At 68.0% G+C, this 26,546-nt stretch carries 32 protein-coding genes; 17 read left to right on the top strand and 15 right to left on the bottom strand.

Features of this window, described 5'->3' with window-relative positions:
• Window positions 1-10 precede the first annotated feature (10 nt).
• Window positions 11-889: a ketopantoate reductase family protein gene (locus tag IM760_RS01770; protein WP_204426848.1), complete on the bottom strand. Its 879-nt coding sequence runs from the start codon at window positions 887-889 to the stop codon at window positions 11-13.
• A 73-nt stretch (window positions 890-962) separates the two neighbouring features.
• Between IM760_RS01770 and IM760_RS01765 the strand changes: the two genes are divergently transcribed.
• Window positions 963-2,303, top strand: a complete 1,341-nt coding sequence (locus IM760_RS01765) for an AmpG family muropeptide MFS transporter (protein ID WP_204426847.1) — start codon at window positions 963-965, stop codon at window positions 2,301-2,303.
• Between the two features lie 6 nt (window positions 2,304-2,309).
• Here the strand turns inward: IM760_RS01765 and IM760_RS01760 are convergent, their stop codons facing one another.
• Complete coding sequence (locus IM760_RS01760) at window positions 2,310-2,612, bottom strand: MGMT family protein (protein WP_204426846.1); 303 nt, start codon at window positions 2,610-2,612, stop codon at window positions 2,310-2,312.
• 37 nt (window positions 2,613-2,649) lie between these two features.
• Window positions 2,650-3,411, bottom strand: a complete 762-nt coding sequence (locus IM760_RS01755) for an SDR family oxidoreductase (RefSeq protein ID WP_204426845.1) — start codon at window positions 3,409-3,411, stop codon at window positions 2,650-2,652.
• A 253-nt stretch (window positions 3,412-3,664) separates the two neighbouring features.
• Between IM760_RS01755 and IM760_RS01750 the strand changes: the two genes are divergently transcribed.
• The gene (locus tag IM760_RS01750; protein WP_204426844.1) at window positions 3,665-3,955 is read left to right on the top strand and encodes a co-chaperone GroES; all 291 of its coding nucleotides are present in this window, start codon (window positions 3,665-3,667) and stop codon (window positions 3,953-3,955) included.
• A gap of 89 nt (window positions 3,956-4,044) precedes the next feature.
• Window positions 4,045-5,688, top strand: coding sequence for a chaperonin GroEL (gene groL, locus IM760_RS01745; protein ID WP_204426843.1), 1,644 nt, complete (start codon window positions 4,045-4,047; stop codon window positions 5,686-5,688).
• Window positions 5,689-5,761: 73 nt separating this feature from the next.
• On the opposite strand, the gene IM760_RS01740 is transcribed toward groL, so the two are convergent.
• The gene (locus tag IM760_RS01740) at window positions 5,762-7,204 is read right to left on the bottom strand and encodes an SLC13 family permease (protein ID WP_204426842.1); all 1,443 of its coding nucleotides are present in this window, start codon (window positions 7,202-7,204) and stop codon (window positions 5,762-5,764) included.
• Window positions 7,205-7,356: 152 nt separating this feature from the next.
• On the opposite strand from IM760_RS01740, the gene rrtA reads away from it, so the two are divergent.
• From rrtA to rimI, 3 genes are read left to right on the top strand one after another with little or no spacing between them, the layout of a single operon-like run.
• Window positions 7,357-7,968, top strand: coding sequence for a rhombosortase (rrtA, locus tag IM760_RS01735; RefSeq protein ID WP_239549552.1), 612 nt, complete (start codon window positions 7,357-7,359; stop codon window positions 7,966-7,968).
• Between the two features lie 43 nt (window positions 7,969-8,011).
• Window positions 8,012-8,755 carry a hypothetical protein gene (locus tag IM760_RS01730; RefSeq protein WP_204426841.1) on the top strand — a complete coding sequence of 248 codons (744 nt, stop codon included), beginning with the start codon at window positions 8,012-8,014 and terminating at the stop codon, window positions 8,753-8,755.
• The gene (gene rimI / locus IM760_RS01725; protein WP_204426840.1) at window positions 8,752-9,228 is read left to right on the top strand and encodes a ribosomal protein S18-alanine N-acetyltransferase; all 477 of its coding nucleotides are present in this window, start codon (window positions 8,752-8,754) and stop codon (window positions 9,226-9,228) included. Before IM760_RS01730 ends, rimI begins: the two co-directional genes overlap by 4 nt.
• A gap of 14 nt (window positions 9,229-9,242) precedes the next feature.
• Here the strand turns inward: rimI and IM760_RS01720 are convergent, their stop codons facing one another.
• From IM760_RS01720 to flgA, 5 genes are all read right to left on the bottom strand, one after another.
• Entirely contained in the window at window positions 9,243-9,668 is a 426-nt protein-coding gene (locus IM760_RS01720) for a hypothetical protein (RefSeq protein WP_204426839.1), read from the bottom strand.
• Window positions 9,669-9,793: 125 nt separating this feature from the next.
• A complete protein-coding gene (locus IM760_RS01715) occupies window positions 9,794-11,038 on the bottom strand; it encodes an EAL and HDOD domain-containing protein (protein WP_228233420.1) in 1,245 nt (414 codons plus the stop codon).
• A gap of 25 nt (window positions 11,039-11,063) precedes the next feature.
• Window positions 11,064-11,513, bottom strand: coding sequence for a flagella synthesis protein FlgN (locus tag IM760_RS01710; RefSeq protein WP_204426838.1), 450 nt, complete (start codon window positions 11,511-11,513; stop codon window positions 11,064-11,066).
• A 1-nt stretch (window position 11,514) separates the two neighbouring features.
• Window positions 11,515-11,799: a flagellar biosynthesis anti-sigma factor FlgM gene (flgM, locus tag IM760_RS01705; protein WP_228233418.1), complete on the bottom strand. Its 285-nt coding sequence runs from the start codon at window positions 11,797-11,799 to the stop codon at window positions 11,515-11,517.
• A gap of 110 nt (window positions 11,800-11,909) precedes the next feature.
• Window positions 11,910-12,635 carry a flagellar basal body P-ring formation chaperone FlgA gene (flgA, locus tag IM760_RS01700; protein ID WP_204426836.1) on the bottom strand — a complete coding sequence of 242 codons (726 nt, stop codon included), beginning with the start codon at window positions 12,633-12,635 and terminating at the stop codon, window positions 11,910-11,912.
• 167 nt (window positions 12,636-12,802) lie between these two features.
• Between flgA and flgB the strand changes: the two genes are divergently transcribed.
• From flgB to flgL, 11 genes are read left to right on the top strand one after another with little or no spacing between them, the layout of a single operon-like run.
• Window positions 12,803-13,216 (top strand): flagellar basal body rod protein FlgB, encoded by a 414-nt coding sequence (gene flgB, locus IM760_RS01695; protein WP_204426835.1) that lies wholly within the window; start codon window positions 12,803-12,805, stop codon window positions 13,214-13,216.
• A gap of 24 nt (window positions 13,217-13,240) precedes the next feature.
• On the top strand, window positions 13,241-13,648 hold the full coding sequence (gene flgC / locus IM760_RS01690) for a flagellar basal body rod protein FlgC (protein WP_204426834.1): 408 nt from the start codon (window positions 13,241-13,243) through the stop codon (window positions 13,646-13,648).
• Window positions 13,648-14,322: a flagellar hook assembly protein FlgD gene (flgD, locus tag IM760_RS01685; protein WP_204426833.1), complete on the top strand. Its 675-nt coding sequence runs from the start codon at window positions 13,648-13,650 to the stop codon at window positions 14,320-14,322. Before flgC ends, flgD begins: the two co-directional genes overlap by 1 nt.
• Window positions 14,323-14,353: 31 nt before the next feature.
• Entirely contained in the window at window positions 14,354-15,544 is a 1,191-nt protein-coding gene (gene flgE / locus IM760_RS01680; RefSeq protein WP_204426832.1) for a flagellar hook protein FlgE, read from the top strand.
• Window positions 15,545-15,548: 4 nt separating this feature from the next.
• Entirely contained in the window at window positions 15,549-16,289 is a 741-nt protein-coding gene (locus IM760_RS01675; protein WP_204426831.1) for a flagellar basal body rod protein FlgF, read from the top strand.
• 26 nt (window positions 16,290-16,315) lie between these two features.
• On the top strand, window positions 16,316-17,098 hold the full coding sequence (gene flgG, locus IM760_RS01670) for a flagellar basal-body rod protein FlgG (protein WP_204426830.1): 783 nt from the start codon (window positions 16,316-16,318) through the stop codon (window positions 17,096-17,098).
• 9 nt (window positions 17,099-17,107) lie between these two features.
• Window positions 17,108-17,782 (top strand): flagellar basal body L-ring protein FlgH, encoded by a 675-nt coding sequence (locus IM760_RS01665; RefSeq protein ID WP_204426829.1) that lies wholly within the window; start codon window positions 17,108-17,110, stop codon window positions 17,780-17,782.
• A gap of 51 nt (window positions 17,783-17,833) precedes the next feature.
• Window positions 17,834-18,922: a flagellar basal body P-ring protein FlgI gene (locus IM760_RS01660; protein ID WP_228233413.1), complete on the top strand. Its 1,089-nt coding sequence runs from the start codon at window positions 17,834-17,836 to the stop codon at window positions 18,920-18,922.
• Window positions 18,922-19,938 carry a flagellar assembly peptidoglycan hydrolase FlgJ gene (gene flgJ / locus IM760_RS01655; protein ID WP_239549551.1) on the top strand — a complete coding sequence of 339 codons (1,017 nt, stop codon included), beginning with the start codon at window positions 18,922-18,924 and terminating at the stop codon, window positions 19,936-19,938. Before IM760_RS01660 ends, flgJ begins: the two co-directional genes overlap by 1 nt.
• 53 nt (window positions 19,939-19,991) lie before the next feature.
• Window positions 19,992-21,611: a flagellar hook-associated protein FlgK gene (flgK, locus tag IM760_RS01650; protein WP_204426827.1), complete on the top strand. Its 1,620-nt coding sequence runs from the start codon at window positions 19,992-19,994 to the stop codon at window positions 21,609-21,611.
• A gap of 12 nt (window positions 21,612-21,623) precedes the next feature.
• Window positions 21,624-22,835, top strand: coding sequence for a flagellar hook-associated protein FlgL (gene flgL, locus IM760_RS01645; RefSeq protein ID WP_204426826.1), 1,212 nt, complete (start codon window positions 21,624-21,626; stop codon window positions 22,833-22,835).
• Between the two features lie 7 nt (window positions 22,836-22,842).
• On the opposite strand, the gene fliR is transcribed toward flgL, so the two are convergent.
• From fliR to fliM, 6 genes are read right to left on the bottom strand one after another with little or no spacing between them, the layout of a single operon-like run.
• Entirely contained in the window at window positions 22,843-23,628 is a 786-nt protein-coding gene (fliR, locus tag IM760_RS01640; RefSeq protein ID WP_204426825.1) for a flagellar biosynthetic protein FliR, read from the bottom strand.
• On the bottom strand, window positions 23,625-23,894 hold the full coding sequence (gene fliQ, locus IM760_RS01635; protein WP_204426824.1) for a flagellar biosynthesis protein FliQ: 270 nt from the start codon (window positions 23,892-23,894) through the stop codon (window positions 23,625-23,627). Before fliQ ends, fliR begins: the two co-directional genes overlap by 4 nt.
• Complete coding sequence (fliP, locus tag IM760_RS01630) at window positions 23,891-24,643, bottom strand: flagellar type III secretion system pore protein FliP (RefSeq protein ID WP_204426823.1); 753 nt, start codon at window positions 24,641-24,643, stop codon at window positions 23,891-23,893. The genes fliQ and fliP overlap by 4 nt, the downstream gene beginning before the upstream one ends.
• Window positions 24,640-25,062 carry a flagellar biosynthetic protein FliO gene (gene fliO, locus IM760_RS01625; protein ID WP_204426822.1) on the bottom strand — a complete coding sequence of 141 codons (423 nt, stop codon included), beginning with the start codon at window positions 25,060-25,062 and terminating at the stop codon, window positions 24,640-24,642. The genes fliP and fliO overlap by 4 nt, the downstream gene beginning before the upstream one ends.
• Window positions 25,059-25,517 carry a flagellar motor switch protein FliN gene (gene fliN, locus IM760_RS01620; RefSeq protein WP_204426821.1) on the bottom strand — a complete coding sequence of 153 codons (459 nt, stop codon included), beginning with the start codon at window positions 25,515-25,517 and terminating at the stop codon, window positions 25,059-25,061. Before fliN ends, fliO begins: the two co-directional genes overlap by 4 nt.
• Window positions 25,510-26,535, bottom strand: coding sequence for a flagellar motor switch protein FliM (gene fliM, locus IM760_RS01615; RefSeq protein ID WP_204426820.1), 1,026 nt, complete (start codon window positions 26,533-26,535; stop codon window positions 25,510-25,512). The genes fliN and fliM overlap by 8 nt, the downstream gene beginning before the upstream one ends.
• Window positions 26,536-26,546: the final 11 nt, after the last annotated feature.

The raw sequence follows: 26,546 nt of genomic DNA, 5'->3' as shown, positions 1-26,546 counted from the left end.
CACCGCCCGCCTAGGGGGCGGGAGAGTGTCCCAGCACGGCGGCGACGATCTCCCGGTGGGCGGGCAGGTCCAGGCCCAGCCGGTCCGCCTGACGCAGCAGCCAGCCGTTGATCGCGTCGATCTCGGTGACCGCGCCCCGTTGCATGTCCGCCCGCATGGACGAGGTATTGCCCGCCGTGGCGCGGGCCACCGCCGCCACCTGTTGCCGGGAACCGCCGGACCAGGCCGGGTCCAGGGCGCCAAGCAGGGTGTCCGCCTCGTCCGCCAGGCGGTCCGCCCGGGCCCTGAGGTCCGGGTCCTCCAGCAGGCGCCCGTTGGGCACGTCGTACAGGCCGGTAAGCGGATTGATCACCGCGTTGGCCACCAGCTTGCGCCATTGCCGCTCGCGGATCGGCGCCGCCCATTCCAGCCCCGGCCAGTGCCGGCTCAGGGTGTCGAACCAGGCCGGGGCCGGCCCGCCCCGGGCGCGGCCCATCCAGGTTTGATTCTCCGCCACCAGATGGTGGGCCGGGTGGCGGCCCTTCACCGCCGAGGTGGTGACCACCTCGATCAGATCTGCGCCGGCGGGCAGCAGGCCGTCCAGACTGCCCAGGCCGTTCTGCAGGCGCAGCACGGTCACGTCCGGGGCCAGCGGCAGGTCCGCCAGGGCGGCGGCGGTGTAGGGCGTCTTGCAGGCCACCACCAGATGGCGCACCGGCCCCGGCGGGGCGGCGGGCAGATCCAGGGTCCGGGGCGCCCGGCGGTCCTCGAAGGTCAGCGTTTTGCGCACCGGCGCGGGGCGCCGCGCGAGCACCGAAAAGCCGGCGGCGCGCAGGTAAACGGCGGCCAGGGTGCCCATATTGCCGGCACCGGCCAGGTGCCAGACGGGAAGGTCGGAAGGTGGGGTCATGGCGGCTATGCTAGCCGGTTGTGCCCGGCCCGGGAAACCGGGACCATGTGCGCTTTGAAGGGACGGAGCCCCGATGCCCGATTTGCGTGAGACCCTGTGGTCCGCCTGGCGCCTGTACAGCCATCCACGGGTCCTGGTGATGTTGTTTCTCGGCTTTTCCGCCGGGCTGCCCTACCTGCTGGTGTTCTCCACCCTGTCCGCCTGGCTGGCGGACGCGGACGTGGACCGCGCCGCCATCGGCTACTTCAGCTGGGTGGGGATACTGTTTTCCATCAAGGTGTTCTGGGCGCCGGTGGTGGACCGCCTCAAACTGCCGCTGCTGGGGCGCCTGCTGGGGCAGCGGCGCAGCTGGCTGCTGCTGGCCCAGGTGGGCATCGGCCTGTCCCTGTCGGCCATGGCCCTGGTGGAGCCGGTGGGGCACCTGGAACGCTTCGCCCAACTGGCGCTGCTGGTGGCGTTCTGCTCCGCCACCCAGGACATCTGCATCGACGCCTACCGCATCGACTCCGCCGACGAATCCTTTCAGGGGGCCATGGCCGCCACCTACATCCTCGGCTACCGGGTGGCCATGCTGGTGGCCGGCGCCGGCGCCTTCTACATCGCCAGCTACGATTCCTGGAACGGCGCCTACCAGGTGATGGCCTGGCTGATGGGCGTGGGCGTGCTCACCACCCTGGTGATCCGCGAGCCGGACACCCCGCCCCGGCAGAGCTTTGGCCGCGCCCCGGGCCAGTGGCTGGAAACCGCCCTGATCGCCCCGTTCCGCGACTTCTTCAGCCGCTACGGCCTGCTCGCCCTGGGCCTGCTGGGGCTGGTGGCGGTGTACCGCATCAGCGACATCACCATGGGCGTGATGGCCAACCCCTTCTACCTGGACATCGGCTACACCAAGAACGAAATCGCCACCGTGGCCAAGTTCTTCGGCTTCTTCATGACCATTCTGGGCTCCGCCGTGGGCGGCCTGGCGGTGCTGCGCTGGGGACTGGGCCGCTCGATGCTGGTGGGCGCGGTGGGCGTGGCCGCCACCAATGTGCTGTTCGCGGTGATGGCCACCTATTCGCCGGTGACTCAGGTTGTGGTGGAACCCGAGCAGGTGCGCTGGCTGGCGCTGACCTGGCTGGCGGCGGTGATCAGCGCCGACAATCTGTTCGGCGGCTTCGCCAACGTGGCGTTGATCGCCTTTATGTCCAGCCTCACCAACCGCAACTTCAGCGCCACCCAGTTCGCCCTGTTCAGCTCACTGATGACCCTGCCGGGCAAGTTCATTGGCGGTTTCTCCGGCGAGGTGGTGAAGGCCGCCGGCTACCCGACCTTCTTCAACTACGCGGCCCTGCTGGGGGTGCCGGCGATCCTGCTGACCCTGTGGTGGATGCAGCGGCGCCGTTCGGCGGCGCCGGAGACGGATCGCGGCTGAAGCCTTTCAGGGCACCCAGAAGCAGCGCTTCGGCACCCGCCCGCCGACCACCGCCACGCCTTCCTCGGCAAGGCGGCGCAACTGCGCCTCGCCGCTGGGGGTGCCGGCCAGCGGCAGGCCGCCGTCGCCGCGGATCACCCGGTGCCAGGGCAGGGTGGAGCCCGCCGGCAGGTTGCCCATCAGCCGCCCCACGAAGCGGGCGTGGCGCGGCCACCCGGCCAGCGCCGCCACCTGACCGTAGCTGGCCACGGTGCCGGCGGGGATGGCGCCGACGATCTGGTACACCGCGTCGCGGAATTCCTGGTTCATCACCGCCGCTCCGGTAGGCGCGGTCGTCCGACCGCGCCTACCGCAACCCGCCGTCGGTTTCGATCACCCGGCCGGTGAAGTAGTCGTTCTCGAAGATGAACCGCACCGACAGGGCGATGTGCTCCGGCTCGCCCAGGCGCTTGAGCGGCACGCCGGCCACCAGCCGGTCGCGGGCCTCCGGTTTCATGGCGGCGATCATATCGGTGTTGATGGTGCCCGGCGCCACCACCCCGGTGCGGATGTTGTAGCGCGCCAGCTCCCGGGCCCAGACCTCGGCCATGGCCACCACGCCGGCCTTGGCGGCGGCATAGTTGGTCTGCCCGAAGCTGCCGTGGCGGGCAATGGAGGAGATGTTGACGATCACGCCTTCCTCGGCGCCGGTCTCCATCATGTGGCGGGCGGCTTCCCGGCCGCACAGGAATACCCCGGTCAGGTTCACGTCGATCACCGCCTGCCATTGCTGCAGGCTCATGGCCGACTGCAGTTCGCCGTCCTTGTACTTCACCAGCAGGCCGTCGCGGGTGATGCCGGCGTTGTTGACCAGGCCGTGCAGGCCGCCGAAATCCGCCACCACCGCCTCGAACAGGGCGGTGACCGCCTCTTCCCGGGCCACGTTGGCCAGGTAGCTGCGCGCCTCGCCGCCGGCGCTCTCGCAGCGCGCCACGGTGTCGCGCAGGTCGTCCTCGTTCAGGTCCACGCAGGCCAGCCGCGCGCCCCGCGCCGCCAGATTCACGGCGATGGCGCGGCCCAGCCCGCGCCCGGCGCCGGTGACCACCACCACTTTGTTGTTCAGATCCATGGGTCGTTGCTCCTCCGCAAAAGACGGCAGTATGCCTGCCTCGCCGGTGGCGGCCAATGACACCGCCGGGGGCCCTTGAAAGCGGCCTTCACGTCCCCATCTCGCGGAACACGGCGGCACGCACCTTTCGGTGCGCCGCCTATTGACTGAGAAGTCGCGGTAACTATGATTAGCACTCAAACCGAGAGAGTGCTAATTCCGGTTTTCGGGTAACCCCGCTGACCTTTGATTACGACGTTGGAGAATGGAGACCATGAAAATCCGTCCTTTGCATGATCGCGTGCTGGTGCGCCGCGAGGAGGAAGAGACCAAGACCGCCGGCGGTATCGTGCTGCCCGGTTCCGCCGCCGAGAAGCCGTCCCGTGGCGAAGTGATCGCCGCCGGCAATGGCAAGATCCAGGACAACGGCGATGTGCGCCCCCTGGACGTGAAGGTAGGCGACAAGGTGATCTTCGGTCAGTACTCCGGCAACACCGTGAAGGTGGATGGCGAAGAGCTGCTGATCATGAGCGAAGCCGAGATTCTGGCCGTCATCGAAGGCTGATCGACCGCCAAGACGAGGCCGCCGGACCGGTTCCGGTCGTGCCGGTAACCATTTGTACCGGTAACAACGAATTGCAGAGGTAAGACACAATGGCGAAAGAAGTATTGTTCCGTGACTCCGCCCGCCAGCGCATGGCCAAGGGCGTCAACACCCTGGCCGACGCGGTCAAGGTAACCCTGGGCCCGAAAGGCCGTAACGTGGTGCTGGAGAAATCCTTCGGCGCGCCCACCATCACCAAGGACGGCGTGTCCGTGGCCAAGGAAATCGAACTGGAAGACAAGTTCGAGAACATGGGCGCCCAGCTGGTGAAGGAAGTGGCTTCCAAGGCCAACGACGAAGCCGGTGACGGCACCACCACCGCCACCGTCCTGGCCCAGTCCATCGTCAACGAAGGTCTGAAGGCGGTTGCCGCCGGCATGAACCCGATGGACCTGAAGCGCGGCATCGACAAGGCCACCGACGCCATCGTCGAGCAGATCAAGTCCCTGTCCACCCCGTGCGACACCACCAAGAGCATCGAGCAGGTGGGCACCATCTCCGCCAACTCCGACAAGTCCGTGGGCGAGATCATTGCCCAGGCCATGGAGAAAGTGGGTCAGGAAGGCGTGATCACCGTCGAGGAAGGCCAGGCGCTGATCAACGAACTGGAAGTCGTGGAAGGCATGCAGTTCGACCGCGGCTACCTGAGCCCGTACTTCATCAACAACCAGGAAAAGATGCAGGTCGAGCTGGAAGACCCCTACATCCTGCTGGTTGACAAGAAAATCTCCAACATCCGCGAACTGCTGCCGGTACTGGAGAACGTGGCCAAGGCCGGTCGTCCGCTGATGATCATCGCCGAGGACATCGAAGGCGAAGCGCTGGCCACCCTGGTGGTCAACAACATGCGCGGCATCATCAAGTGCGCCGCCGTGAAGGCACCGGGCTTCGGTGACCGCCGCAAGGCCATGCTGCAGGACATCGCCATCCTCACCGGCGGTACCGTGATTTCCGAGGAAGTGGGCCTGAGCCTGGAGAACGTGTCCCTGGAGGACCTGGGCTCCGCCAAGAAGGTCAACATCGATAAGGAAAACACCACCGTGGTGGGTGGCAAGGGCGAGCAGGGCGACATCGACGCCCGTGTCGAGCAGATCCGCAAGGAAATCGACAACTCCTCCTCCGACTACGATCGCGAGAAGCTGCAAGAGCGCGTGGCCAAGCTGGCCGGCGGCGTGGCCGTGATCAAGATCGGTGCCGCCACCGAAGTGGAAATGAAAGAGAAGAAAGCCCGCGTCGACGACGCCCTGCACGCCACCCGTGCGGCCGTTGAAGAAGGCGTGGTGCCCGGCGGCGGCGTGGCCCTGGTGCGCGCCCTGTCCAACATCGGTGACCTGAAAGGCGACAACGAAGAGCAGAACGCCGGCATCGCGCTGGTGATCCGCGCCCTCGAGTCTCCGCTGCGTCAGATCGTCCACAACGCCGGCGGCGAGCCGTCCGTGGTGGTGCAGGAAGTCAAGAACGGCTCCGGCAACTACGGCTACAACGCCGCCACCGGCGAGTACGGCGACATGCTGGAAATGGGCATCCTGGACCCCGCCAAGGTGACCCGCTCCGCTCTGCAGGCCGCCGCTTCCGTGGCCGGTCTGATGATCACCACCGAAGCCATGGTGGCCGACAAGCCGGAAGAAAACGCCGGCGGCGCCCCGGACATGGGTGGCATGGGCGGTATGGGTGGCATGGGCGGCATGATGTAAGCCTCCCCGGTCACACCGACCCAATAAAAAAACCCCGCTTCGGCGGGGTTTTTTTATGCCTGCCCGTCCGCGCCTACATCAACGTCATCAACGGCAGGGCCAGCAGGGTGATCAGCACCGCCGCCACCAGGTTGAGCACGAAGCCGGCGCGGATCATGGACTGGATGCGCATGTGGCCGGCGGCGAACACGATGGCGTTGGGGGGCGTGGCCACCGGCATCATGAAGGCGCAGCTGGCGGCCAGGGCCGCCGGCACCGTGGCCAGCAGCGGCGAGATGTCCTGGGACACCGCCAGGGCGCCGAGCAGCGGCAGGAAGGCGGCGGCGGTGGCGGTGTTGGAGGTGACCTCGGTGAGGAACAGGATCACCAACACCACCAGCCCGATCAGCACCAGGATCGGGAAGCCCTCCAGCACCTGCAATTGCTCGGCGATCCATTGCGCCAGACCGGAGCCGGAAATCGCCGCCGCCAGGGACAGGCCGCCGCCGAACAGCAGCAGCACCCCCCAGGGCAGGTCGCGAGCCGCTTCCCAGGTGAGCAGGCGTTCGCCACGGCGGCCGCCGCTGGGCACCAGGAACATCAGCAGGCCGGCGGCGATGGCGATGCCGGTGTCGCTGAGCCAGTCCAGCCCGTAGCGGTGGGCCAGCAGCGGTCGCGCGATCCAGGTCAGCGCGGCGAGCGCGAAGATGATCGCCACCCGCTTCTCCGCGCGGCTGATCGGGCCCATCCTGGCCAGTTCGTCGCGGATCATGGTGCCGCTGTCCTGGTTGTCCAGCTTGAAACCGCCCCGGGTCAGCCACCACCAGGCGATCACCATCATGGTGACACTGATCGGCACACCCACGATCATCCACTGCGCGAAGCCCAGCTCGATGCCCTGGTTGTCGCTGAGGTAACCGGCCAGCAGCGAATTGGGGGGCGTGCCGATCAGGGTGGCCACGCCGCCGATGCTGGCGGCGTAGGCGATGGCCAGCAGCAGGGCGGTGGCGTAGCGGTTCACCTCGCGCTCGTCGCCGCCGTCCAGCAGGCTGATCACCGACATGCCGATGGGCAGCATCATGATGGCGGTGGCGGTGTTCGACACCCACATGCTGAGAAAGCCGGTGGCGATCATGAAGCCGCCGATCTGCCGGCGCGGCTTGGCGCCGACCAGGCGCAGCACGTGCAGGGCGAGGCGCCGGTGCAGGTGCCAGTGCTGCATGGCCAGGCCCAGCAGAAAGCCGCCGAAGAACAGAAACACCACCGGGTTCGCGTAGGCGCTGGCGGTGCTGGACATGCCGGTAATGCCCAGCGGCGGCGCCAGGGCCAGGGGCAGCAGGGCGGTGGCCGGAATCGGCAGGGCTTCGGTGGCCCACCAGGTGGCCATCAGCAGCGCCAGACCGACACAGTGCCAGGCCGGGTCGGATAGGCCCGCCGGCGCCGGCGCCAGCAGGGTGATCAGCAACCACAGGGGGCCCAGCCAGAGGCCGATGCGGGCGGCCTTGCCGGCGGGGGCGGGGGAGGAATCAGAAGACATGGGACGGTCCGGTTAGCGGTACAGGGGGCCCGGCCGGAACCGGGCGAAGGGCGGGATTTTACCCAAGCGGGGGCGGCAGGTGCAGGGGGGGGGGGTCGCGAAATCCGCCGCCGGCGCTGCCGGCCGGATAAAAAACCGCGTATCCTGCGCCCATGACGCTGTCCCCCCGAGACCCCAAACTGTGGCCGCACGCCGGCCTGTTCGCCGCTCTGGTGCTGCTGCTGGGGCTGGCCCACGGGTGGGTGAACCCGTGGCTGCGCTATGACCGCGCGGCGCTGCTGGACGGCCAGCTGTGGCGGCTGTTCACCGGCCATCTGGTGCATCTCAATCACTGGCACACGCTGATGAATCTGGCCGGCCTGGGGCTGATTCTGTGGTTTTTCCGGGACCTGCTGGACCGCCGCCGGTTCTGGCTGTGGTTCCTGGTGTGCGCGCCGCTCAGCAGCCTGGCCCTGTTGCTGCTGGACCCCCGGCTGGACTGGTACGTGGGCCTGTCCGGCCTGCTGCAGGGGCTGCTGGTGCTGTGCCTGCTGCTCGGCTGGCGCGGGCACCCCGGGCTGCACTCCCTGGTGCTGGCGGTGGTGGTGGGCCGGCTGATCTGGGAACAGACGCCGGGCTACGACCTGGATTATCTGCGTGCCTGGATTCACGGCCGGGTGTACGTCAACGCCCATCTCTACGGGGCGGTCAGCGGCGCGCTGCTGGCGGCGGCCCTCGCGCTGCGCGCCCGCTTTGCGGGTTCCGCGATACAGCCGCCGGCGTGAATTTGCTAAGCTGCGCGTCATCTCTTTATTCGCCGAGCCGACCATGAACGAAGCGCAACGCCAAAGCTATCTGCGGGCCCTGGGGCTGACCCCCTGGGTGGCGCGGGTGCCGCTGCCCGGCGCGGCGCCCAGCGAAGCGCTGGACTGGGAGGCGGAGACCGACCACCGGCCCACGCCCATGGCCGACGCGGTGCCGGCCAGCGCGGTGCCCCGGCCGCCCCCCAAGGAAAGCGCCCCGGCGGCGGTGGCGGATGCCCCCTCAACGACAAACCGGGAGCCCGCCTCGCGGGACCGGGATACCGCGCCGGCGAAGCCCGCCGCCGCGGCCGGTGGCGCCCTGGTGTTCACCCTGGAAGTGCATCTGGCCGGCGATACCTGGGTGGCGTTTCAGCAGGAGGACGCCCAGGCGCCGGAGCTGGGCCGGCACACCGGCGCCCTGGCGGCGGCGTTGCTGGCGGTGTACCGCGCCACCCCGGAGCGGCCCCGGCGGTTCTACTGCCCGCTGGCCGGCCAGCCCACGGCGGCGGCGGAAGCCGGCCAGGCCCTGCGTGCCTTTATCGAAGGGCTGGCCGGCCGTTACGGCGGCGAGCGGGTGCTGCTTTGCCTCGACGAAACGCTGGCGGAAGCCCTGTTCGGCACCGCCCGCTACCAGGGCTTCCGCATCGGCGAGCGGCCGGCGCTGGTGGTGAGCAGCCTGGAGGAAATGCTCGCCGATCCGGTACGCCACAAGAGCGCCAGTTGGCGCGCCATGCGCGGCGAGGGGTTCGGCGGAGCCGGCCAGCCATGACCGACGGCCCCTGGAGCGCGCGCCTGCGCGCCCTGACCAGCACCGATCTGGAACCGGTACTGGCCATCGAGGCGGCCAGCCAGCCCACCCCCTGGACCCTGGGCAATTTCCGCGACTGTCTGCACAGCGGCTACCGCTGCCAGCTGGCCACCGTGGACGGCGAGCCGGTGGCCTTCATGATCCTCTCCAGCGTGCTCGACGAGAGCCATCTGCTGAACATCGCCGTGACCCCGGCCTGGCAGCGGCGCGGTCTGGCGCGCTGGATGCTGCGCCGGGCGCTGGCCGAGGCGGACGCCGCCGGGCACTCCTTGATGTTTCTGGAAGTGCGCGACGGCAACCGGGCGGCGCGCCGGCTGTACGCGGAACTGGGATTCGTGGAGACCGGGCGGCGCAAGGGCTACTACCGCACCCGGAGCGAAGAGCGGGAAGACGCGGTGCTGATGATGATGGAGATCGGCGGCGGCCATAAATAACCCCGCCGGGAGTGTTATCGGTCCGGGCGCGGGATGCGCCAGCCGTCCTCGTCGCGTTGCAGGTCCAGACGCCGTTCCTGGCGGAAGGTCTCGCCGGCCTCGAAATCGCCGAACTCAATGCGCACCGCGGACAGCGCCATCACCATGGCGAACCGGTCCATGGCGTTGCGGTCCTGGTCCTCCTTCACCGCCTTGCCGTACTCGGACAGCCCCTGGCGGGCCTCCAGGGTATAGAGCACGTCCAGGGTGTACTGGTCCTCGTTCTCCTGGGGGTAGGCGTTGACGATTTCCACCTCGGTGACCTCCAGCAGCTCGTCCAGGTGCGCGGCGCGCAGTTCCTGGTTGAGGGCCTCGCGGACGGTGCCGTTATCCGGGGTGTCGCTGCAGGCGGCCAGCAGGGTCAGCAGCGCCAGCAGGCCGGCGAGAGAAAGCGCGCGCATGGGGCATCCTTGTTATCGCTGTCTTGTTATGGGCGCCACTGTAGCACGGGGCCGGTGGCCGCACATGGCCCGCCGGCCGGGCCGCCGGCGGCGTTGCGGACAGCGCTTGCCGGCGGCGCGCGTTCCTATTGCGGAAAGTTCATCGACTGCTGCACCTGGCGGGCCCAGGCCACGCTGTGCCGGTAGGTCACCTCGTAGTAGGCGCGCTCGTTGAGCAGACGCAGGTCGTCGAAGCGACCGGCCAGGTACGCCTCCACCTCGGTGAGGATCTCCCCCAGCCCGCCCTCGCGGGTCAGCAGCGCCGCCTTCACCGGGCGGCTCAACGGCACCTGCTCCATCAGGTCGTGCATGCTGATGTCCAGCAGGGTGTCGAGCTGGGACAACAGGCCAACGATAAAATGATCCACCGGGCTGGCTCGGTCGCACAGCTCCGACAGGGTTTCGCACATGCGGCCGCGCACCAGCATGTCCCGGGCCAGGGCCTCGGGTTTGTCGGGCACGCCTTCCACCAGAAACAGATTCGCCCAGCGGCGGATTTCGTCCAGGCCGAGCATGGCGATGGCGTGGGAGATGGTGCTGACTTCCCGGCGCAGGCCCACGGCGGCGGAATTGACGGTCTTGAGAATGCGCCAGGTGAGCTGGGCGTCCTTGATGGCGATGGCTTCCAGCCGCGCCGGGGAGGCGTCCGGATTGTGCAGCTCGGACAACAGTTGCAGCAGCAGCAGCTTGTTGCCGGCGATTTTCTTGCCTTTGACCGGCTCCGGGGTGCTGAGGAAATCGCCCTGGTAGTAATCGAAGCCCAGCTCCAGGCAGCGGCGGAAAGCCTCCCGGTCGTCCAGGTGGTCGGCCAGCTTTTCCACGCCGTGGCGGCGCAGCCGCTCGGCGGCGCGCTCCACCGCGGCGGCGTCCAGGGTGCGGGTGTTGACCTTGACGATGTGCATGATGTCGAGCAGCACATCCAGCTCGTCGTCGTCCGGGTCGTAGTCGGCCAGGGCCAGTCGGTAGCCGCGCCGCGCCAGCCCGCGCAGCCGTTCCACCAGGTCCGAGGTCAGCAGCAGTTCGCCGGGGACCTCCAGGATGTATTGCTTGCGGGGCAGAGCCGGCAGTTGCGGCGCCAGCAGGATCTCCTCGGTGACCCGCAAAAAGCTGGGCACCGACTGGATGCGGCCTTTCTGGAACAGGGAGGTGTAGGTGCCCAGGATCACCGGCCCACTGTGTTCCAGGTCGGCCAGGGACGCGCCCTGGCCGTTTTCGCCCTGCACCAGCAGCTGCAGCGCGGCCACCTCATTATTGCGGGTGTAAACCGGACGGCAGGCCAGCAGCACCTCCAGTTTTTCTTCCTTCTCCAGAAGGTCGCGGATTTTGCTCACGAAAGAGACTTCCTGATGGTCGCGGTCAGGCCCGCTGGTCGAGCCGGCGGCCGCTGCCGCGGGCCTGGCCGTCGGGGCCGTACAGACGCTGCCCGGCCTGCTCCTGGAGCACGTTGAGCAGGCGCTGGTTGTGTTCCATGCGCACGCCGATCACGGTGCCGTTGTCCCGGTTGAGGCGGGCCGCCCGCCGGGCGGCGTCGAGAATGCCGTGCCACAGGGCGGTGCAGCCGGCATCGTCGGCGGCGCGCTGGTCGCCTTCCCGGTCGTCCGCATAGCCGAGCCGCTGCTGGACCTGCCGCCGCTGCTGCTCGAACCGCTCCAGCTCCGCCAGACGCTGGTGCTTGCGGGCGGCCACCTCGGCCAGTTGTTCACCGTCCACCTGACCGGCGGCCAGCAGCCGCCGCTCATCATCGAGCAACGTCACCAGATCATCCAGGCGGGCGCGATGATCGCGCAGGTGCGCCGCCAGGCTCATATCACTGCCCGCCACCGTCGGCGTCGAGCAGATCGCGCACACTGGCGATCAGCCCGTCGGCGATGCGGTCGGCGCGGATTTCCAGGGTGCCGTCGGCGATCGCCTGGCGCAGTTCTTCCACCCGGGCGGTGTCGATGTCCTGGCCGTCGCCGGTGGGCGGACGCAGATGGGCGATCTCGCCGGCGCCCGGCTCGGCGCGGGTACCGACCGCGTCGACCTTGTCACCGGCCTTGCCCGGCGTCACCGAACCGGGTGGGGTCAACGGGGAAATGTTGTCGATTTTCAAGGGAAAGCCTCCATCACGCATTCCTGACGGGTATCGGCCGGTCGCGTCTCAACTTTAACGGTCTCGGGTGATCCGCCTCACATTTTTGCTTATCCACGTTCTTGCCGCCATCAATACGACACCCGCGCCTCGCCGGGGCCGGTGACCCGGGCGGTCACCACCCGCCGGTCCGGCAACCGCACCCGAATCTGGCCGCCCAGGCCGGCGTTGTCCAGGGCCCGACCTTCGCGGGTGATGCGGAAGCCTTCGCCGCCGGCCACCAGGGTCACCGGCTGGCGCCGCTCGATCAGGGGCGGCCGGCGTACCTGATGGCTCTGCGGGACCACCCCGGCGGCCAACGGCCGGCGGGTTTCCCGGCCCAGCAACTGGTCCCGCCGCAGCACCGCCTGGTCGGGCAGGGTGGCCAGATCGCCCCGGCGGCGGGCCAGCATGTCGGCGTCGATCACGGTGCCCGCGTCCAGCGGCCGGGCCGTCACCCAGTAGTCGCCGGTCACCGACACCCGGGCACGACGATAGCGCACGCTGGCTCCTGCGTCCTGGCAACGCACTCCCACCGTCACCCGGCCGGCCAGCGGCTGGCCGTGGCCGGGCAGAAAGGCCTCCGGCGCCGGGCAGGGCGGCAGGGTGGCGGTGGCCGGCGCCACCGTGACCTGGACGGTGCCGTTCAGGGACGCGGCGCGCTGCTCCAGAAACGCCCGCACCACCTTCTCCACCGGGTCAACCGCCGCCGGGTCAACCGCCGCCGGGTCGCCGGCCGTGGCTGACGGCGCGCACAGCGCCGGCCCGGACAGCAGACACAGCAGCAGCACCAGACGGCGCGGCAGGGAGCAGGGCATGGTCGAGCCTCCAGAGGGTTTGCCGATCATCGCTCCATTCTAGAAGCGGCCGGCGCCGGCGAAGAGTCGAAATGGGGGACAAATCGGGGTTTGTTTTCGCCTTTGCCCTGGCGGGCTTGTTGAGACTATGGCAGCGATTGATTCCTTATCCACCGAGGAGGCCCGCCATGATCGACCGGCTCACCGCCGCCCTGAACTACGACCAGCAGGCGCTGGGGCTGCGCAATGAACGGCAGAAGGTCCTGGCCAACAATATCGCCAACGCCGACACGCCCGGTTTCAAGGCCCGCGACTTCGATTTCGGCCGCGAACTGTCCCGGGCCATGGGCCCCGGCGGTGCCGGCCACGACGGGCTGGCGCTGCGCACCACGTCCGCCGGGCATCTGGGCGGTCACGGCCCGGCCCGGGCGGTGGACGATCTGCTCTACCGGGTGCCGGATCAGCCGAGCCTGGACGGCAACACGGTGAACATGGACGTGGAACGGGTGCAGTTCGCCGACAACTCGGTGCGTTATCAGACCGCCCTGACCCTGCTCAACAGCCGCATCCAGGGACTCAAGTCGGCGATGCAGCCGGAATAACGGCCGCCGGCCGAGGAGACAGCCATGTCCATGTTTTCGATTTTTGATATTTCCGGCTCGGCGATGAGCGCCCAGGGCCAGCGCATGAACGTCACCGCCAGCAATCTGGCCAACGCGGACAGCGTGGCCGGCCCGGACGGCCAGGCCTACCGCGCCAAGCAGGTGATGTTCGAGGCCCGCGAGCAGAACGGCAGCGGCGTGGGCGGCGTGGCGGTGCGCGAAGTGGTCGAGGACCCCTCGCCCATGCGTCTCGAGTACCGTCCGGAGCACCCGCTCGCCGACGACCAGGGCTATGTGACCCTGCCCAACGTGGAGCCGGTGCACGAGATGGTCAACATGATCTCCGCGTCGCGCTCCTATCAGGCCAACGTGGAGGTCCTCAACACCAGCAAGCAGCTGATGATGAAGACCCTGACCCTGGGAGAGAACTGATGAGCACCATCGACGCCGCCACCCTGAATGCGCTCAACGGCGGCGCGGCCGCCGCCAACCGCGCCTCCGGCGCCGACGACCTGCAGGACAGTTTCATGACCCTGCTGGTCACGCAGCTGCGCAACCAGGACCCCATGAACCCCATGGAAAACGCGGAGATGACCTCCCAGCTGGCGCAGATCAACACGGTCAGCGGCATCCAGGAACTGAACACCACCCTGGCGGCGATCACCGGTCAACTGGACGCCGGCCAGGCGATCCAGGCCGCCGGTCTGATCGGCAAGGGCGTGCTGGTGCCCGGCGAGCGGGTGCTGGTGGGCGAGGACGGTTCCACCACGCCGTTCGGCGTGGAGCTGGGCCAGGCCGCCGAGGACGTACGCATCACGATCCGCAACGAAAGCGGCGAGGTGGTACGCAGCTTCGAACCCTTCGCCCTGGACGCCGGGGTGGAATCGTTCACCTGGAACGGCGAAATGGACAACGGTGAAACCGCGCCCAAGGGCGCCTACCGGGTGTCCGTGGAAGCCAGCGTGGACGGCGAAGCGGTGGACGTCACGCAGCTCAACTATGCCCTGGTGAACGGCGTCAGCCTGGACGCCCAGGGTGGCCCGCGCCTGGACCTGGGCGGCATTTCCGAACCGGTGAGCCTGGCGGACATCCGCCAGATTCTCTGACCCGCATAGCGCAACTCCGAGGAGCAGACAGATGGGTTTTTCACAGGCACTGAGCGGTCTTAACGCCGCCGCCACCAACCTGGACGTGGTCGGCAACAACATCGCCAACTCACAAACCGTGGGCTTCAAGGGCTCCGGCGCCCAGTTCGCCGACGTCTACACCGGCGCCCTGGCCGGCCAGGGCGTGCGGGTGGCGGCGGTGCTGCAGGATTTTTCCAACGGCACCCTGGAATCCACCGGCCGTAACCTGGACCTGGGCATCAACGGCGGCGGCTTCTTCCGCTTCCAGCAGGGCGATCAGATCGTCTATTCCCGCAACGGCCAGTTCTCGCTGACCGCCGACGGCTACCTGGAAAACGCCCAGGGCGCGCGCCTCACCGGCTTCCCCGCCGGCGTCGGCACCGGTGGCCAGCCGGAGGTGCTGCAGGTGCCCGCCGGGTCCATGCCGGCCATGCCCACCAGCGCGGTGCAGGCGTCGTTCAATCTGGACGCCACCAGCGACGATATTGATCGCGCCACCGTGCCGTTCGACGCCGCCGACGCCGACAGCTACACCTACGCCAACACCGGCACCGCCTACGATTCCCTGGGCGTGCAGCGCACCATGACCACCTACTTCACCAAGACCGGCGACAACACCTGGGAAGTGCGCGTCTCCGTGGACGGCAACCCGGACAACGCCAACGTGGGGCAGCTGGTGTTCAACGGCAACGGCACCCTGGACGAGGCGGCCAGCAACTACGGCAACTACAGCTTCACCCCGGGCGGCGGCGCCGACGCGCTGAACTTCAGCCTGGACTTCGACGGCACCACCCAGTTCGGCCAGGACTTCGCCCTCGATTCCCTGACCCAGAACGGCTACACCGCCGGTGCCCTGGTGGGCGTCACCTTCGATGAGGTGGGCAACATCATCGGCAACTACTCCAACGAAAAATCCCAGGTACTGGGCACCATCGCCCTGGCCAACTTCCGCAACCCGGAAGGGCTGGACATGGTGGGCGACAACGCCTGGGTGGAGAGCGGCGCGTCCGGACAGGCGCTGCTGGGGCTGGCCGGTGAAGGGCAGTTCGGCAGCCTGGAACCCGGCACCCTGGAAAATTCCAACGTGGACCTGACCTCGGAGCTGGTGGATCTGATCGTGGCCCAGCGCAACTATCAGGCCAACACCCAGACCATCAAGGTGCAGGACGAAGTGCTGCAGAGCGCCGTCAACCTGAGGTAATCCTATGGACCGCATCCTCTACACCGCCATGAGCGGCGCCAAGCAGACCATGGACCGCCAGGCGGTGGTCAGCAACAACCTGGCCAACGCCAGCACCGCCGGCTTCCGCGCCCAGCTGCACGCCCTGCGCGCGGTGCCGGTGCAGGGCGACGGGCTGCTGCCCACGCGCACCTCGGTGATGGCCTCCACCCCGGGCTCGGACTTCAGCACCGGGCCGGTCAACGCCACCGGCCGCGATCTGGACGTGGCGCTGCAGGGCAATGCCTGGCTGGCGGTGCAGGCGGACGGCGGCGGCGAAGCCTATACCCGCCGGGGCGATTTGCAGGTGGACGGCGACGGCGTGCTGAACAGCGCCGGCCGGCCGGTGATCGGCGACAACGGCCCGATTCTGGTGCCGTTGGGCGCGGCCCTGTCCATGGGCGCCGACGGCACGGTCAGCGCCATCGGCGCCGGCGAGGACCCGGACGCGCTGGTGCGCGTCGGCCGGGTCAAGCTGGTGGACGGCGGCGACGCCGGTCTGAGCCGGGGCGAGGACGGCCTGTTCCGCGCCGCCAACGGCAACGCCCTGGGCCGCGACGAAAACGCGCGGCTGGTGTCCGGCGCCCTGGAGGGCAGCAATGTGAGCCCCATCGAAAGCATGGTGGCGATGATCGACAACGGGCGCCGCTACGAAATGCAGATGAAGGTGATCGAAAGCGCCGACCAGAACGACCAGCGGGCCAACGGCCTGCTGTCGATCAACTGAGGCCCCGCTAAGCACGAGGAAACACCATGATCAAATCACTGTGGACGGCGAAAACCGGTCTTGAATCCCAACAGGTGAAGATGGACGTGATCGCCAACAACCTGGCCAACGTCAGCACCAACGGTTTCAAGAAAACCCGCGCCGTGTTCGAGGACCTGCTGTATCAGAACCTGCGTCAGCCCGGCGGCGCCAACGACGTGCAGAACACCCTGCCGTCCGGCATGCAGGTCGGCTCCGGCGTGCGCCCGGTGGCTACCGAGCGGCTGCACAGCCAGGGCGGTCTGGAAAACACCGGCAATTCCCGGGACCTGGCCATCAACGGCAAGGGCTTTTTCCAGGTGCGTCTGCCCGACGGCAACATCGCCTACACCCGGGACGGCAGTTTCCAGCTCGACCAGAACGGGCAGATGGTGACCTCCAGCGGCTACCCGCTGGAACCGGCGGTGATCATCCCGGAAAACGCCCTGTCGGTGACGGTGGGCAAGGACGGGCTGGTGACCATCACCGAGCCGGGCTCCAACCAGAGCACCGAAGTGGGCCAGCTGACCCTGTCCACCTTCGTCAATCCGGCCGGCCTGGAAAGCGTCGGTGAGAACCTGTATCTGGAAACCACCGCCTCCGGCATGCGCACGGAAACCACCCCGGGCCTGAACGGTGCCGGCGGTCTCTACCAGGCCTACGTGGAAACCTCCAACGTCAATGTGGTGGAGGAAATGGTCAATATGATCCAGACCCAGCGCGCCTACGAGATCAACAGCAAGGCGGTGCAGACCTCCGACGAGATGCTGTCGCGTCTGGCGCAGCTTTGACGGTGACCGATGAAAAGCGTCGTTAACCTTATCGCTCCGGCCCTGGCCGCGCTGCTGGCCCTGACCGGCTGCGCGCAGCTGCCGCGACCCTCGGTGGTGGGGGAACAGGAAAAGGTGGCCATTCCGCAGCCGCCGCCGCCGGAGCCCAACGGGTCCCTGTTCCAGGCCCGGCGCGGTTACCGGCCGCTGTTCGAGGACCGCCAGCCGGTGATGATCGGCGACGTGCTCACCGTGGTGCTCGACGAGCAGGTGAGCGCCTCGAAAAGTTCGCAGAGCAACGCGAACCGCAAGGGCTCGGCGGTGCTCACGCCCACGGCGGTGCCCAAGGGCCTGGAAGACCTGAGCGACTATGGCTTCGACATCACCGGCGAGAACACCTTCCAGGGCGGCGGCGGCTCCCAGGCGGGCAACACCTTCAGCGGCACCATCACGGTGACCGTGCTGGAGGTGCTCGGCAACGGCAACCTGCGGGTGCGCGGCGAGAAGCAGATCCTGATCAATCAGGGCACCGAATTCATTCGCTTCTCCGGCGTGGTGGACCCGCTGGAAATCACCGCCGGCAACCGGGTGCCGTCCACCCAGGTGGCGGACGCGCGCATCGAGTACGTGGGCGACGGCTACATCAACGAGGCCCAGACCATGGGCTGGTTGCAGCGTTTCTTTCTGAACATTTCCCCCTTCTGACGGCGAGGCCCGGGCACCATGGCATCTTTCGCGAAACGGCTAGGCCGCTTGATGATTTTCGCCGCCGCGCTGATGTCGCTGGCGGCGCCGGCGGCACGCGCCGAGTCCCTGCGTGAACTGGCCGACTTCGCCGGCGTGCGCGACAACGTGCTGGTGGGCTACGGCCTGGTGGTGGGGCTCGACGGCAGCGGCGACCAGACCATGCAGACGCCGTTCACCACCCAGAGCCTGAGCAACATGTTCAAGCAGCTCGGCATCAGCATTCCGCCAGGCACCAACATGCAGCTGCGCAACGTGGCCGGGGTCATGGTCACCGCCAACCTGCCGCCGTTCGCGGCCCCGGGGCAGCGCATCGACGTGGTGGTCTCCTCCATCGGCAACGCCCGCAGCCTGCGCGGCGGTACCCTGCTGATGACGCCGCTGAAAGGCGCCGACGGCGGCACCTATGCCCTGGCCCAGGGCAACCTGTTGGTGGGGGGCGCCGGCGCCGAGGCCGGCGGCAGCAGCGTGCAGATCAATCAGCAGGCCAGCGGCCGCATCGCCAACGGCGCCCTGGTGGAGCGGGAGGTGCCGCTGGCCCTGGGCGAGGCCAACGGCATTCTGGAACTGCAGCTCCGGGAAGCGGATTTCGGCACCGCCGAGCGTACCGTGCGCGCCATCAACGCGGAGTTCGGCAGTGCCGTGGCCAGCGCCGCCAACGCCCGCACCATTCGCCTGCAAGGCCCCACCAGCGCCGACGAACGGGTGTCGTTCATGGCCCGGGTGGAACGGGTCTATGTCACGCCCACGGAACCGCCGGCGCGGGTAATCATCAATGCGCGCACCGGCTCGGTGGTGCTGAACGGCCGCGTCACCCTGAAACCGGCGGCGGTGGCCCACGGCAGCCTGTCGGTGGTGATCGACACCCGTTTCGGCGTCAGCCAGCCGGCGCCGTTCGGCGACGGCGACACCACGGTGGTGCCGGACAGTGACATCAGCATCCGTCAGCAGCCGGGGACCCTGCGCGTGGTGGAGGGCGCCGACCTGATGCAGGTGGTGGACGCGCTCAATGCCCTGGGCACCACCCCCCAGGACCTGATGTCGATTCTCGAAGCGCTCAAGGCCGCTGGCGCCCTGCGCGCGGAACTGGAGATCATCTGATGATGCGCGGCGATCCGATGCAGGCGCGTTTCGCGCTGGATATGCAGGGTCTGGAACGCCTCAAGCAGGGCGCCGCCCGGGACCCGGGCGGCCAGTTGCGCGAGGCCGCCAATCAATTCGAAGGGCTGTTTCTGCATCGCATGATCCAGGCCATGCGTGACGCGGTGCCCCGGTCCGGGCTCACCGACAGCTCGCAAATGCGCTTTTACGAATCCCTCTACGACCAGCAGCTGTCCCAGCATCTGGCCGGGCGCGGCGTGGGGCTGGCGGACCAGCTGGTGGCGCAATTGTCCAAGTACGTGGACCACGGCGACATTGCCCGGGGCACGCCGCGGGCCCTGCCCGGGGTGGCCGCCTCCGGCGCCGACGCCGCTGCGCCGGAGGCGACCGTGGCGCCGCCGCCGGTCAGCGGGGCGCCGGCGAACCGAAGCGCCGCCGTCGGCCCGCGCACGGATCTGGAAGCGCCGCGACCGCCGCTGCGGGCCGCCGCCAATACCACGCCACCGTCGGGCCGGTCCGCGCCGCAGGCGTTCATCGATGAGCTGCTGACGCCGGCCCGGGACGCGGCCCGCCGCACCGGCGTGCCGGCGCCGCTGATCCTGGCCCAGGCGGCCCTGGAAACCGGCTGGGGGCGGCACCGCATCACCACCGAGGACGGCGCCGACAGCCATAACCTGTTCGGCATCAAGGCCGGCGCCGACTGGCGCGGCCGCACCACCGACGTCACCACCCACGAATACATCGACGGCCAGCGGGTCCGGCGCGTGGAACGCTTCCGCGTGTACGACTCTTACCAGGACGCCTTCGCCGACCACGGCCGTCTGCTGACCGGCAACGACCGCTATGCCGGCGTGCTGCGCGCCGGCGACACCGGCCAGGCCGCCCGTGCTCTGCAGGACGGCGGCTACGCCACCGATCCGGCCTACGCGGACAAACTGGTGCGGCTGATGGACCAGATCGGCGGCATGACCGGCGATGCGCGTCTGATCGCCGGCGAGGCCGCGCCGACGCGCTAAAGAAAACGCCGCCCGCCGCCGATAACGGGTGTAACGGTTAAAGGAAGACGGACATGAGTCTTTTCTCGATTGGTCTGAGCGGTCTGAACGCCGCGCAGAACGCGCTCAACACCACCAGCAACAACATCAGCAACGTCTATACCCCCGGCTACAACCGGGAGCTGACCCTGCTCGGCGAGCGCAACACCAGCGGTGGCGTGCAGGTCAACGACATCCAGCGTCAGTTCGACCAGTACGTGGCCGACCAGCTCAATGCCGCCAACAGCAAGACCAGCGCGCTGCAAAGCTACCAGACCCAGATCAGCCAGATCGACAATCTGCTGGCCGACCAGGACGCCGGTCTGGCGCCGCTGATGCAGAAGTTCTTTTCGTCGCTGGAGGATCTCGCCTCCACCCCGTCCGACCCGGCCGCCCGCCAGGGCGTGATGGGCAGCGCCGATACGCTCACCGCCCAGTTCCGCGCGTTCCAGAATTACCTGCAGGACATGCAGAACGGCATCGACGGCAAAATCCGTGACGAGGTCACGCAGATCAACAACACCGCCGACCAGATCGCGTCCCTGAACCGGGAGATCGCCCTGGCCAAGGCCAAGAACGGCGACGCCCCCAACAGTCTGCTTAACCAGCGCGACCAGCTGGTGGCCGATCTGAGCCAGCGGGTGGACGTGCGGCTCACGGTGCAGGAGAGCGGCACCTACAACCTTTCCATCGGCAACGGTCAGCCGATCGTCGCCGGCACCCGCAGCTTTTCCCTGGAAGCGATGACCAGCGCCGGCGACCCCACCCGCACGGTGGTGGGCTACCGGGACTCCGCCGGCAATCTGAACGAACTCAACGAAGCCAATCTGGAAAGCGGCTCCCTGGGCGGGCTGCTGCAGTTCCGCCGTGAAACCCTGGACAAGAGCCAGAACCAGATTGGTCAGCTGGCGGTGTCCCTGGCCACCGCCTTCAACGAACAGCACCAGGCCGGTACCGACCTGAACGGCGATCCGGGCCAGGCCCTGTTCGCGGTGGGCGCGCCGCGCGCCTTCGCCAACGAGAACAATGCCGGCGGCGCCGGCATCAGCGCCGTTTACGGTGACGTGGACCAGCTCACCGCCAGCGATTACGACCTGGTGGTGACCGACGCCGCCGCCGGTGAATTCCGGATCACCCGCCGCGATACCGGTGAGCGCGTCACCGCGACCCTGGACGGCAGCGGCCAGCTGACGGTGGGCGGCACCGTGGTGACCCTGACCGACGCCGCCACCCTGGCGGACGGCGACCGCTTCACCCTGCAGCCCACCCGCCAGGCCGCCGCCGACATGGAGAATCTGATTCACGACTCCGGCCAGATCGCCGCCGGCCTGGGCGGTGGCAGCGGCGACAACGAAAACGCCCTGGCCATGCAGAAACTGCAGGACGCCCTGCTGGTGGGCGGGGCCTCCACGTTCAATGGCGCCTATGCGGCCATGGTCGGCGACGTGGGCAACCGCACCAACATCGTTCAGGCCAACCTGGACGCCCAGCAGGGGCTCAGCGAACAGCTGCGCGCGGTGCAGCAATCCCAGTCCGGGGTCAACCTGGACGAGGAAGCCGCCAACCTGATCCGCTACCAACAGTTCTATCAGGCCAACGCCAAGGTGATTCAGACCGGCGCCACCCTGATGGACGCCATTCTCGGCCTGCGTTAACAGGAAACAGTCATGCGCATCAGCACCGTCACCATGTTTGAACAGAGCCTGACTTCCATGAACCGCCAGCAGGGCGAGTTCATGAAGGTCGGCCAGCAGCTGGCCGCCGGGCGCCGGGTGGTGAACCCGTCCGACGATCCCCAGGCCGCCTCCCGGGCGGTACAGGTCTCCCAGTCCATGGCGGTGACCCAGCAGTACAGTGATTCCCGGGTCAGCGCGCGCAACGCCCTCTCCCAGGAAGAGAGCGTGCTGGACAGCGTCAGCGACGCCATCGCCAGCGCCAAGACCCTGATCATCCATGCCGCCAACGACAGCCTCAGTGATGCCGATCGGGACTCCATCGCCAGCGAGCTGCGCGGCATCTACGAAACCGTGATCGGCCAGGCCAACGCCACCGACGGCAATGGCCGCCATCTGTTCGGCGGTTACCAGGACGGCAGCCCGCCGTTCGTCCGCGATGCCGCCGGCAACGTGGACTATGTGGGCGACAGCCAGGTGCGTCAGCAGCAGGTGGACGCGTCCCGGCGCATGCCGGTGTCCGACAACGGCATCACCATCTTCCAGAGCGTGCACAGCAGCGCCGGCTATGTGGCGGAAGCGGACGCCGGCAACGGCGGCGACGTGACCTTCAGCGGCCCCAATGTGGTGGACGAAAGCGACCCGGGTTTCGGCCAGGGCTACCGCATCGAGTTCCAGGTGGCCGGTGGCGCCACCACCTACACCGTCAACGGCGGCGCGCCGCAGCCCTACGAGGACGGCGCGCCGATCCGGGTGGGCGGTGTGTCCATTACCCTGGACGGCACCCCGGCGGACGGCGACGGCCTGACCATGGACCGTGCCCAGGACATGAACACGGACCTGTTCCGCACCTTCGAGAAAGCGCTGGCGGTGCTCAGCGAGCCGGCCGGCACCGACGCGGAGAAGGCGGCCAGGGATAATACCCTGAGCACGGTGATGCGCGAGTTCGACAACAGCCTGGACAACGTGCTGACGGTGCGCGCCTCGGTGGGCGCCCGCCTCAACGAACTGGACGTGGTGGACGCGGTGGCCGGCAACCGCCAGCTCAATTACACCGAGACCCTGGCCAATCTGACCGGCGATCTCAGCCAGCCCTCGGAGTTCGCCGCGGCGGTGTCGGAATACACCCTGCGTCAGGTGGGTCTGCAGGCGGCCCAGAAGGCGTTCGTGGACATCAAGGGCATGACGTTGTTCGATAGGCTGTAGGAGCGGGTCATCCCCCCGCCAGCGCCACCACCAACGCCTGCAGAAAATCCAGCCCCTGACCGAACAGCCCCTGCAGAAAGCGGCCGAAGTCGGTCATCAGCACGGTCAGCAGAAACAGGCCCAGGGTCAGGGAGGTGGGGAAGCCCACCGAGAACACGGTGAGCTGGGGCGCCGAGCGGTTGAGAATGCCCAGCGACAGATTGACGATCAGCAGCGGCGCCACCAGGGGCAGCGCCAGCAGCAGCCCGGACACGAAGATGGTGCCGCCGTAGCGCACCAGCATCTCGAAGGCACCGGGGTTCAAACCGGCGGTGCCGATGGGCAGGGTGCGGAAGCTGGTGGCCAGGGTGTCGATCACCATCAGATGGCCGTTCACCGCCAGAAACATAAGCAGGGTGATCATGTAGAACAGCCGCGACAGGATCATGGTGTTGGCGCCGTCCGGACTGACGAAGGTGGCGAACGCCAGCCCCATCTGCAGACCGATGTATTCGCCGGCGGCCTGCACCGCGGTAAAGGTCACCCGCAACGCCAGTCCCATGGCCACGCCGATCAGAAGCTGCTCCACCATGATGCCGAGCCCGGCCCAGGACCACACCGGCGCCGCCGGCAGGGGCGGCAGCAGTGGCGCCACCACCACGCTGATCAATACCGCCAACCCCACCTTGACCTGCCGGGGCACCGCCGTGTGGCCGAGCAGGGGCGCCGCCATGAAGAACCCGGACAGGCGCGAGAACGGCCACAAAAAAGCGGTCAGCCAGGCGTGCAACTGGTCGAAGGAGATGTCGATCACTGGATCAGAAACGGAATGTTCTGAAACAGGGTGCGGGTGAAATCGGTGATCAGACCCAGCAACCAGGGCCCGGTGATCACCACCACCGCGAACACCCCGAGAATCTTGGGGATGAACGACAGGGTCATTTCGTTGATCTGGGTGGCCGCCTGGAACAGGCTCACCAGCAGGCCGATGGCCAGCGCCGTGATCAGCAGCGGCGCGCCCAGGTAGAGGGTGGTCATCATCGCCTGGTAGGCGATGGACATAACGGTTTCCGGTGTCATACGAAGAAACTCTGCGCCAGGGACCCGATGATCAGCTGCCAGCCATCCACCAACACGAACAGCATCAATTTGAACGGCAATGAAATGGTGGCCGGCGGCACCATCATCATGCCCAGCGCCATCAGCACGCTGGCCACCACCAGGTCGATGATCAGAAACGGAATGAAAATGGTGAAGCCGATCTGAAAGGCGGTTTTCAGTTCACTGGTGACGAACGCCGGCAGCAGGATGCGCAGGGGCAGATCCTCCGGGCCCTGCAGCGGGCCGACCTCGGCCAGCCGCGCGAACAGGGCGATGTCCGGCTCGCGGGTTTGCGCCAGCATGAATTCCCGGAACGGCTGCACGCCGCGCTCGGCGAATTCGGCGAATTCGATCTCGCCCTGTTCCAGCGGCACCCAGGCGCTGTCGTACACGCGGTTGAACACCGGCGACATGACGAAGAAAGTCAGAAACAAGGTCAGCCCCAGCAGCACCTGGTTGGGCGGCGCCGCCTGGGTGCCCATGGCGGTGCGCAGCAGGCTGAGCACGATGATGATGCGGGTGAAGCAGGTCATCATCAGCAGAATGGCGGGGATGAAAGCCAGGCTGCTGAGCAGCAGCAGGGTTTGCAGCTTGATCGACCATTGCTGGCCGCCATCGCCGGTGGGCTCGGTGACGATGCCGGGCAGGGCGGCCTGGCTCCAGGCCAGCTGGGGCGCCAGGGCGGCCAGCAGCAACAGCCAGGGCAGGGCGCGGCGCAGCGGGCTCATCCCCGGCCTCCGCGCAGGTTCTGTTTCAGCGCCTGGGCGAAGCGCGCGGAGAACGGCAGGTCCCCGTCCGGGGACGACGGGCCCTCGTCCGCCGGTGTGTCCGGCGCCGGATACTGGTGCAGCCGGCTGACCCGGCCGCCGCCCACGCCCAGCACCAGGCGGGTGCCGTCCACGTCCACCACCACCACCCGCTCCTTGGCGCCCACTGCGCGGCTGGCCACCACCGTAAGCAGTCGGGCGTCGCGGCCCTGGCCCGGCGCCAGCCGGCGCAGCAGCCAGCCGCAAAGCAGGATCACGCCGACCAGCAGCAGCAACACCAGGGCGGTTTTGCCGAGGGCCGCCATGCCCAGCATGGCCTCGCCGCCGCCGGACATGGATACGGCCTGCAGGGCGTTGTCGCGGGCGGCGTCGGTGCTCATCGGTTCAGTTTCTGCACGCGCTCGGAGGGCGTGACGATCTCGGTGATGCGGATGCCGTACTTGTCCTCTACCACCACCACTTCGCCCTGCGCCACCAGGTAGCCGTTGATCAGGATGTCCATGGGTTCGCCGGCCAGGCCGTCCAGCTCGATCACCGAGCCCTGGGCCAGCTCCAGCAGCTGTTTGATGGTGATGCGGGTGCGGCCCAGTTCCACGCTCAGCTTCACCGGGATATCCATGATCATTTCCAGATCACGGCTGTCGCCGCCGCCGCTGTCCTCGCCCAGGGGTTTGAACACCTGGTCGCCGGCGGCACGGGCATCGCCGGCCTGCTCCTGCTCGGCCAGGGCCGCCGCCCAGGGATCGTCGTCGCCGTCCGATGACGCCTGCTGCTCGGCGAGCGCCTTGTCCCAGTCGTCGTCGGCGTTGTGATCGGGTTTGTTGTCGTCACTCATGGTCAGTGTCCTTGCTCTTCACGAAGCCGGCGGCGGTGGCCGCGTGGGCGTTGGCGTGGTCGATCACGCGCGTGACGCGCAGCGCGCGCTGCTGGTGGCGGCTGCCGTACTCGCATTCCAGCACCGGCACCCCGTCCACGCGGGCGGTGACGGTGTCCGGCAGTTCGATGGGCAGCACGTCGCCGGGCTGCAGCTTCATCACCTGGGAAATACGGCTCGGCACGGTCAGGAACTCGGCCACCAGTTCCACCTGGGACTGGCGGATCTCGCCGGCCATGCGGTGGCCCCAGGTGTTGTCGCCGCCGTCACGGCTGTCCATCACCGGGTTGTTGAGCTGTTCGCGCAGCGGTTCGATCATCGAGTAGGGCATGCAGACCTGGAAATCGCTGGCCAGGTTGCCCACCTCCAGATGGAAGGTGGTGTTGACGATGATCTCGTTGGGCGAGTTGGTGATGTTGGCGAACTTGGCCTGGATCTCCGAGCGCAGGTAGCTGATGTCCAGGGCGTACACGGATTTCCAGGCGTCCTGATAGCCGTCGATGGCCAGGCGCAGAATGCGCTGGATAATGCGCTGCTCGGTGTTGGTGAACTCTCGGCCCTCGGACTTGGTCACGAAGCGCCCGTCACCGCCGAACAGATTGTCCACCACCATGAACACCAGGCTCGGCGGAAACACCATCAGCCCGGTACCGCGCAGCGGCTTCATGGCGATCAGGTTGAGATTGGTGGGCACCGGCAGGTTGCGCGCGAAGTCCTTGAAGCTCTGGTAGCGCACGGAATCCACGGTGATGTCGGCGCTGCGCCGGATCAGGTTGAACAGGCTGACCCGGAACTGGCGCGCGAAGCGTTCGTTAATGATGTCCAGGGCGTGCAGGCGCTCGCGGATCACGCGGTGCTGGGACGCCGGATCATAGGGTTTGGGGCGCTTATCGCTTTCCGCCGGGACGTCGTCGTCGCCGCCCGGGCCGTTGAGCAGGGCGTCGATCTCTTCCTGGGACAGCAGGTCGTCTTGTGCCATGGCCGGCTCCC

The organism is Alloalcanivorax marinus (assembly GCF_016906305.1).
GTDB classification, from domain to species: domain Bacteria; phylum Pseudomonadota; class Gammaproteobacteria; order Pseudomonadales; family Alcanivoracaceae; genus Alloalcanivorax; species Alloalcanivorax marinus.
The sequence above is the reverse complement of the archived record's forward strand: the minus strand, read 5'-3'. Positions and strand labels throughout refer to the sequence as shown.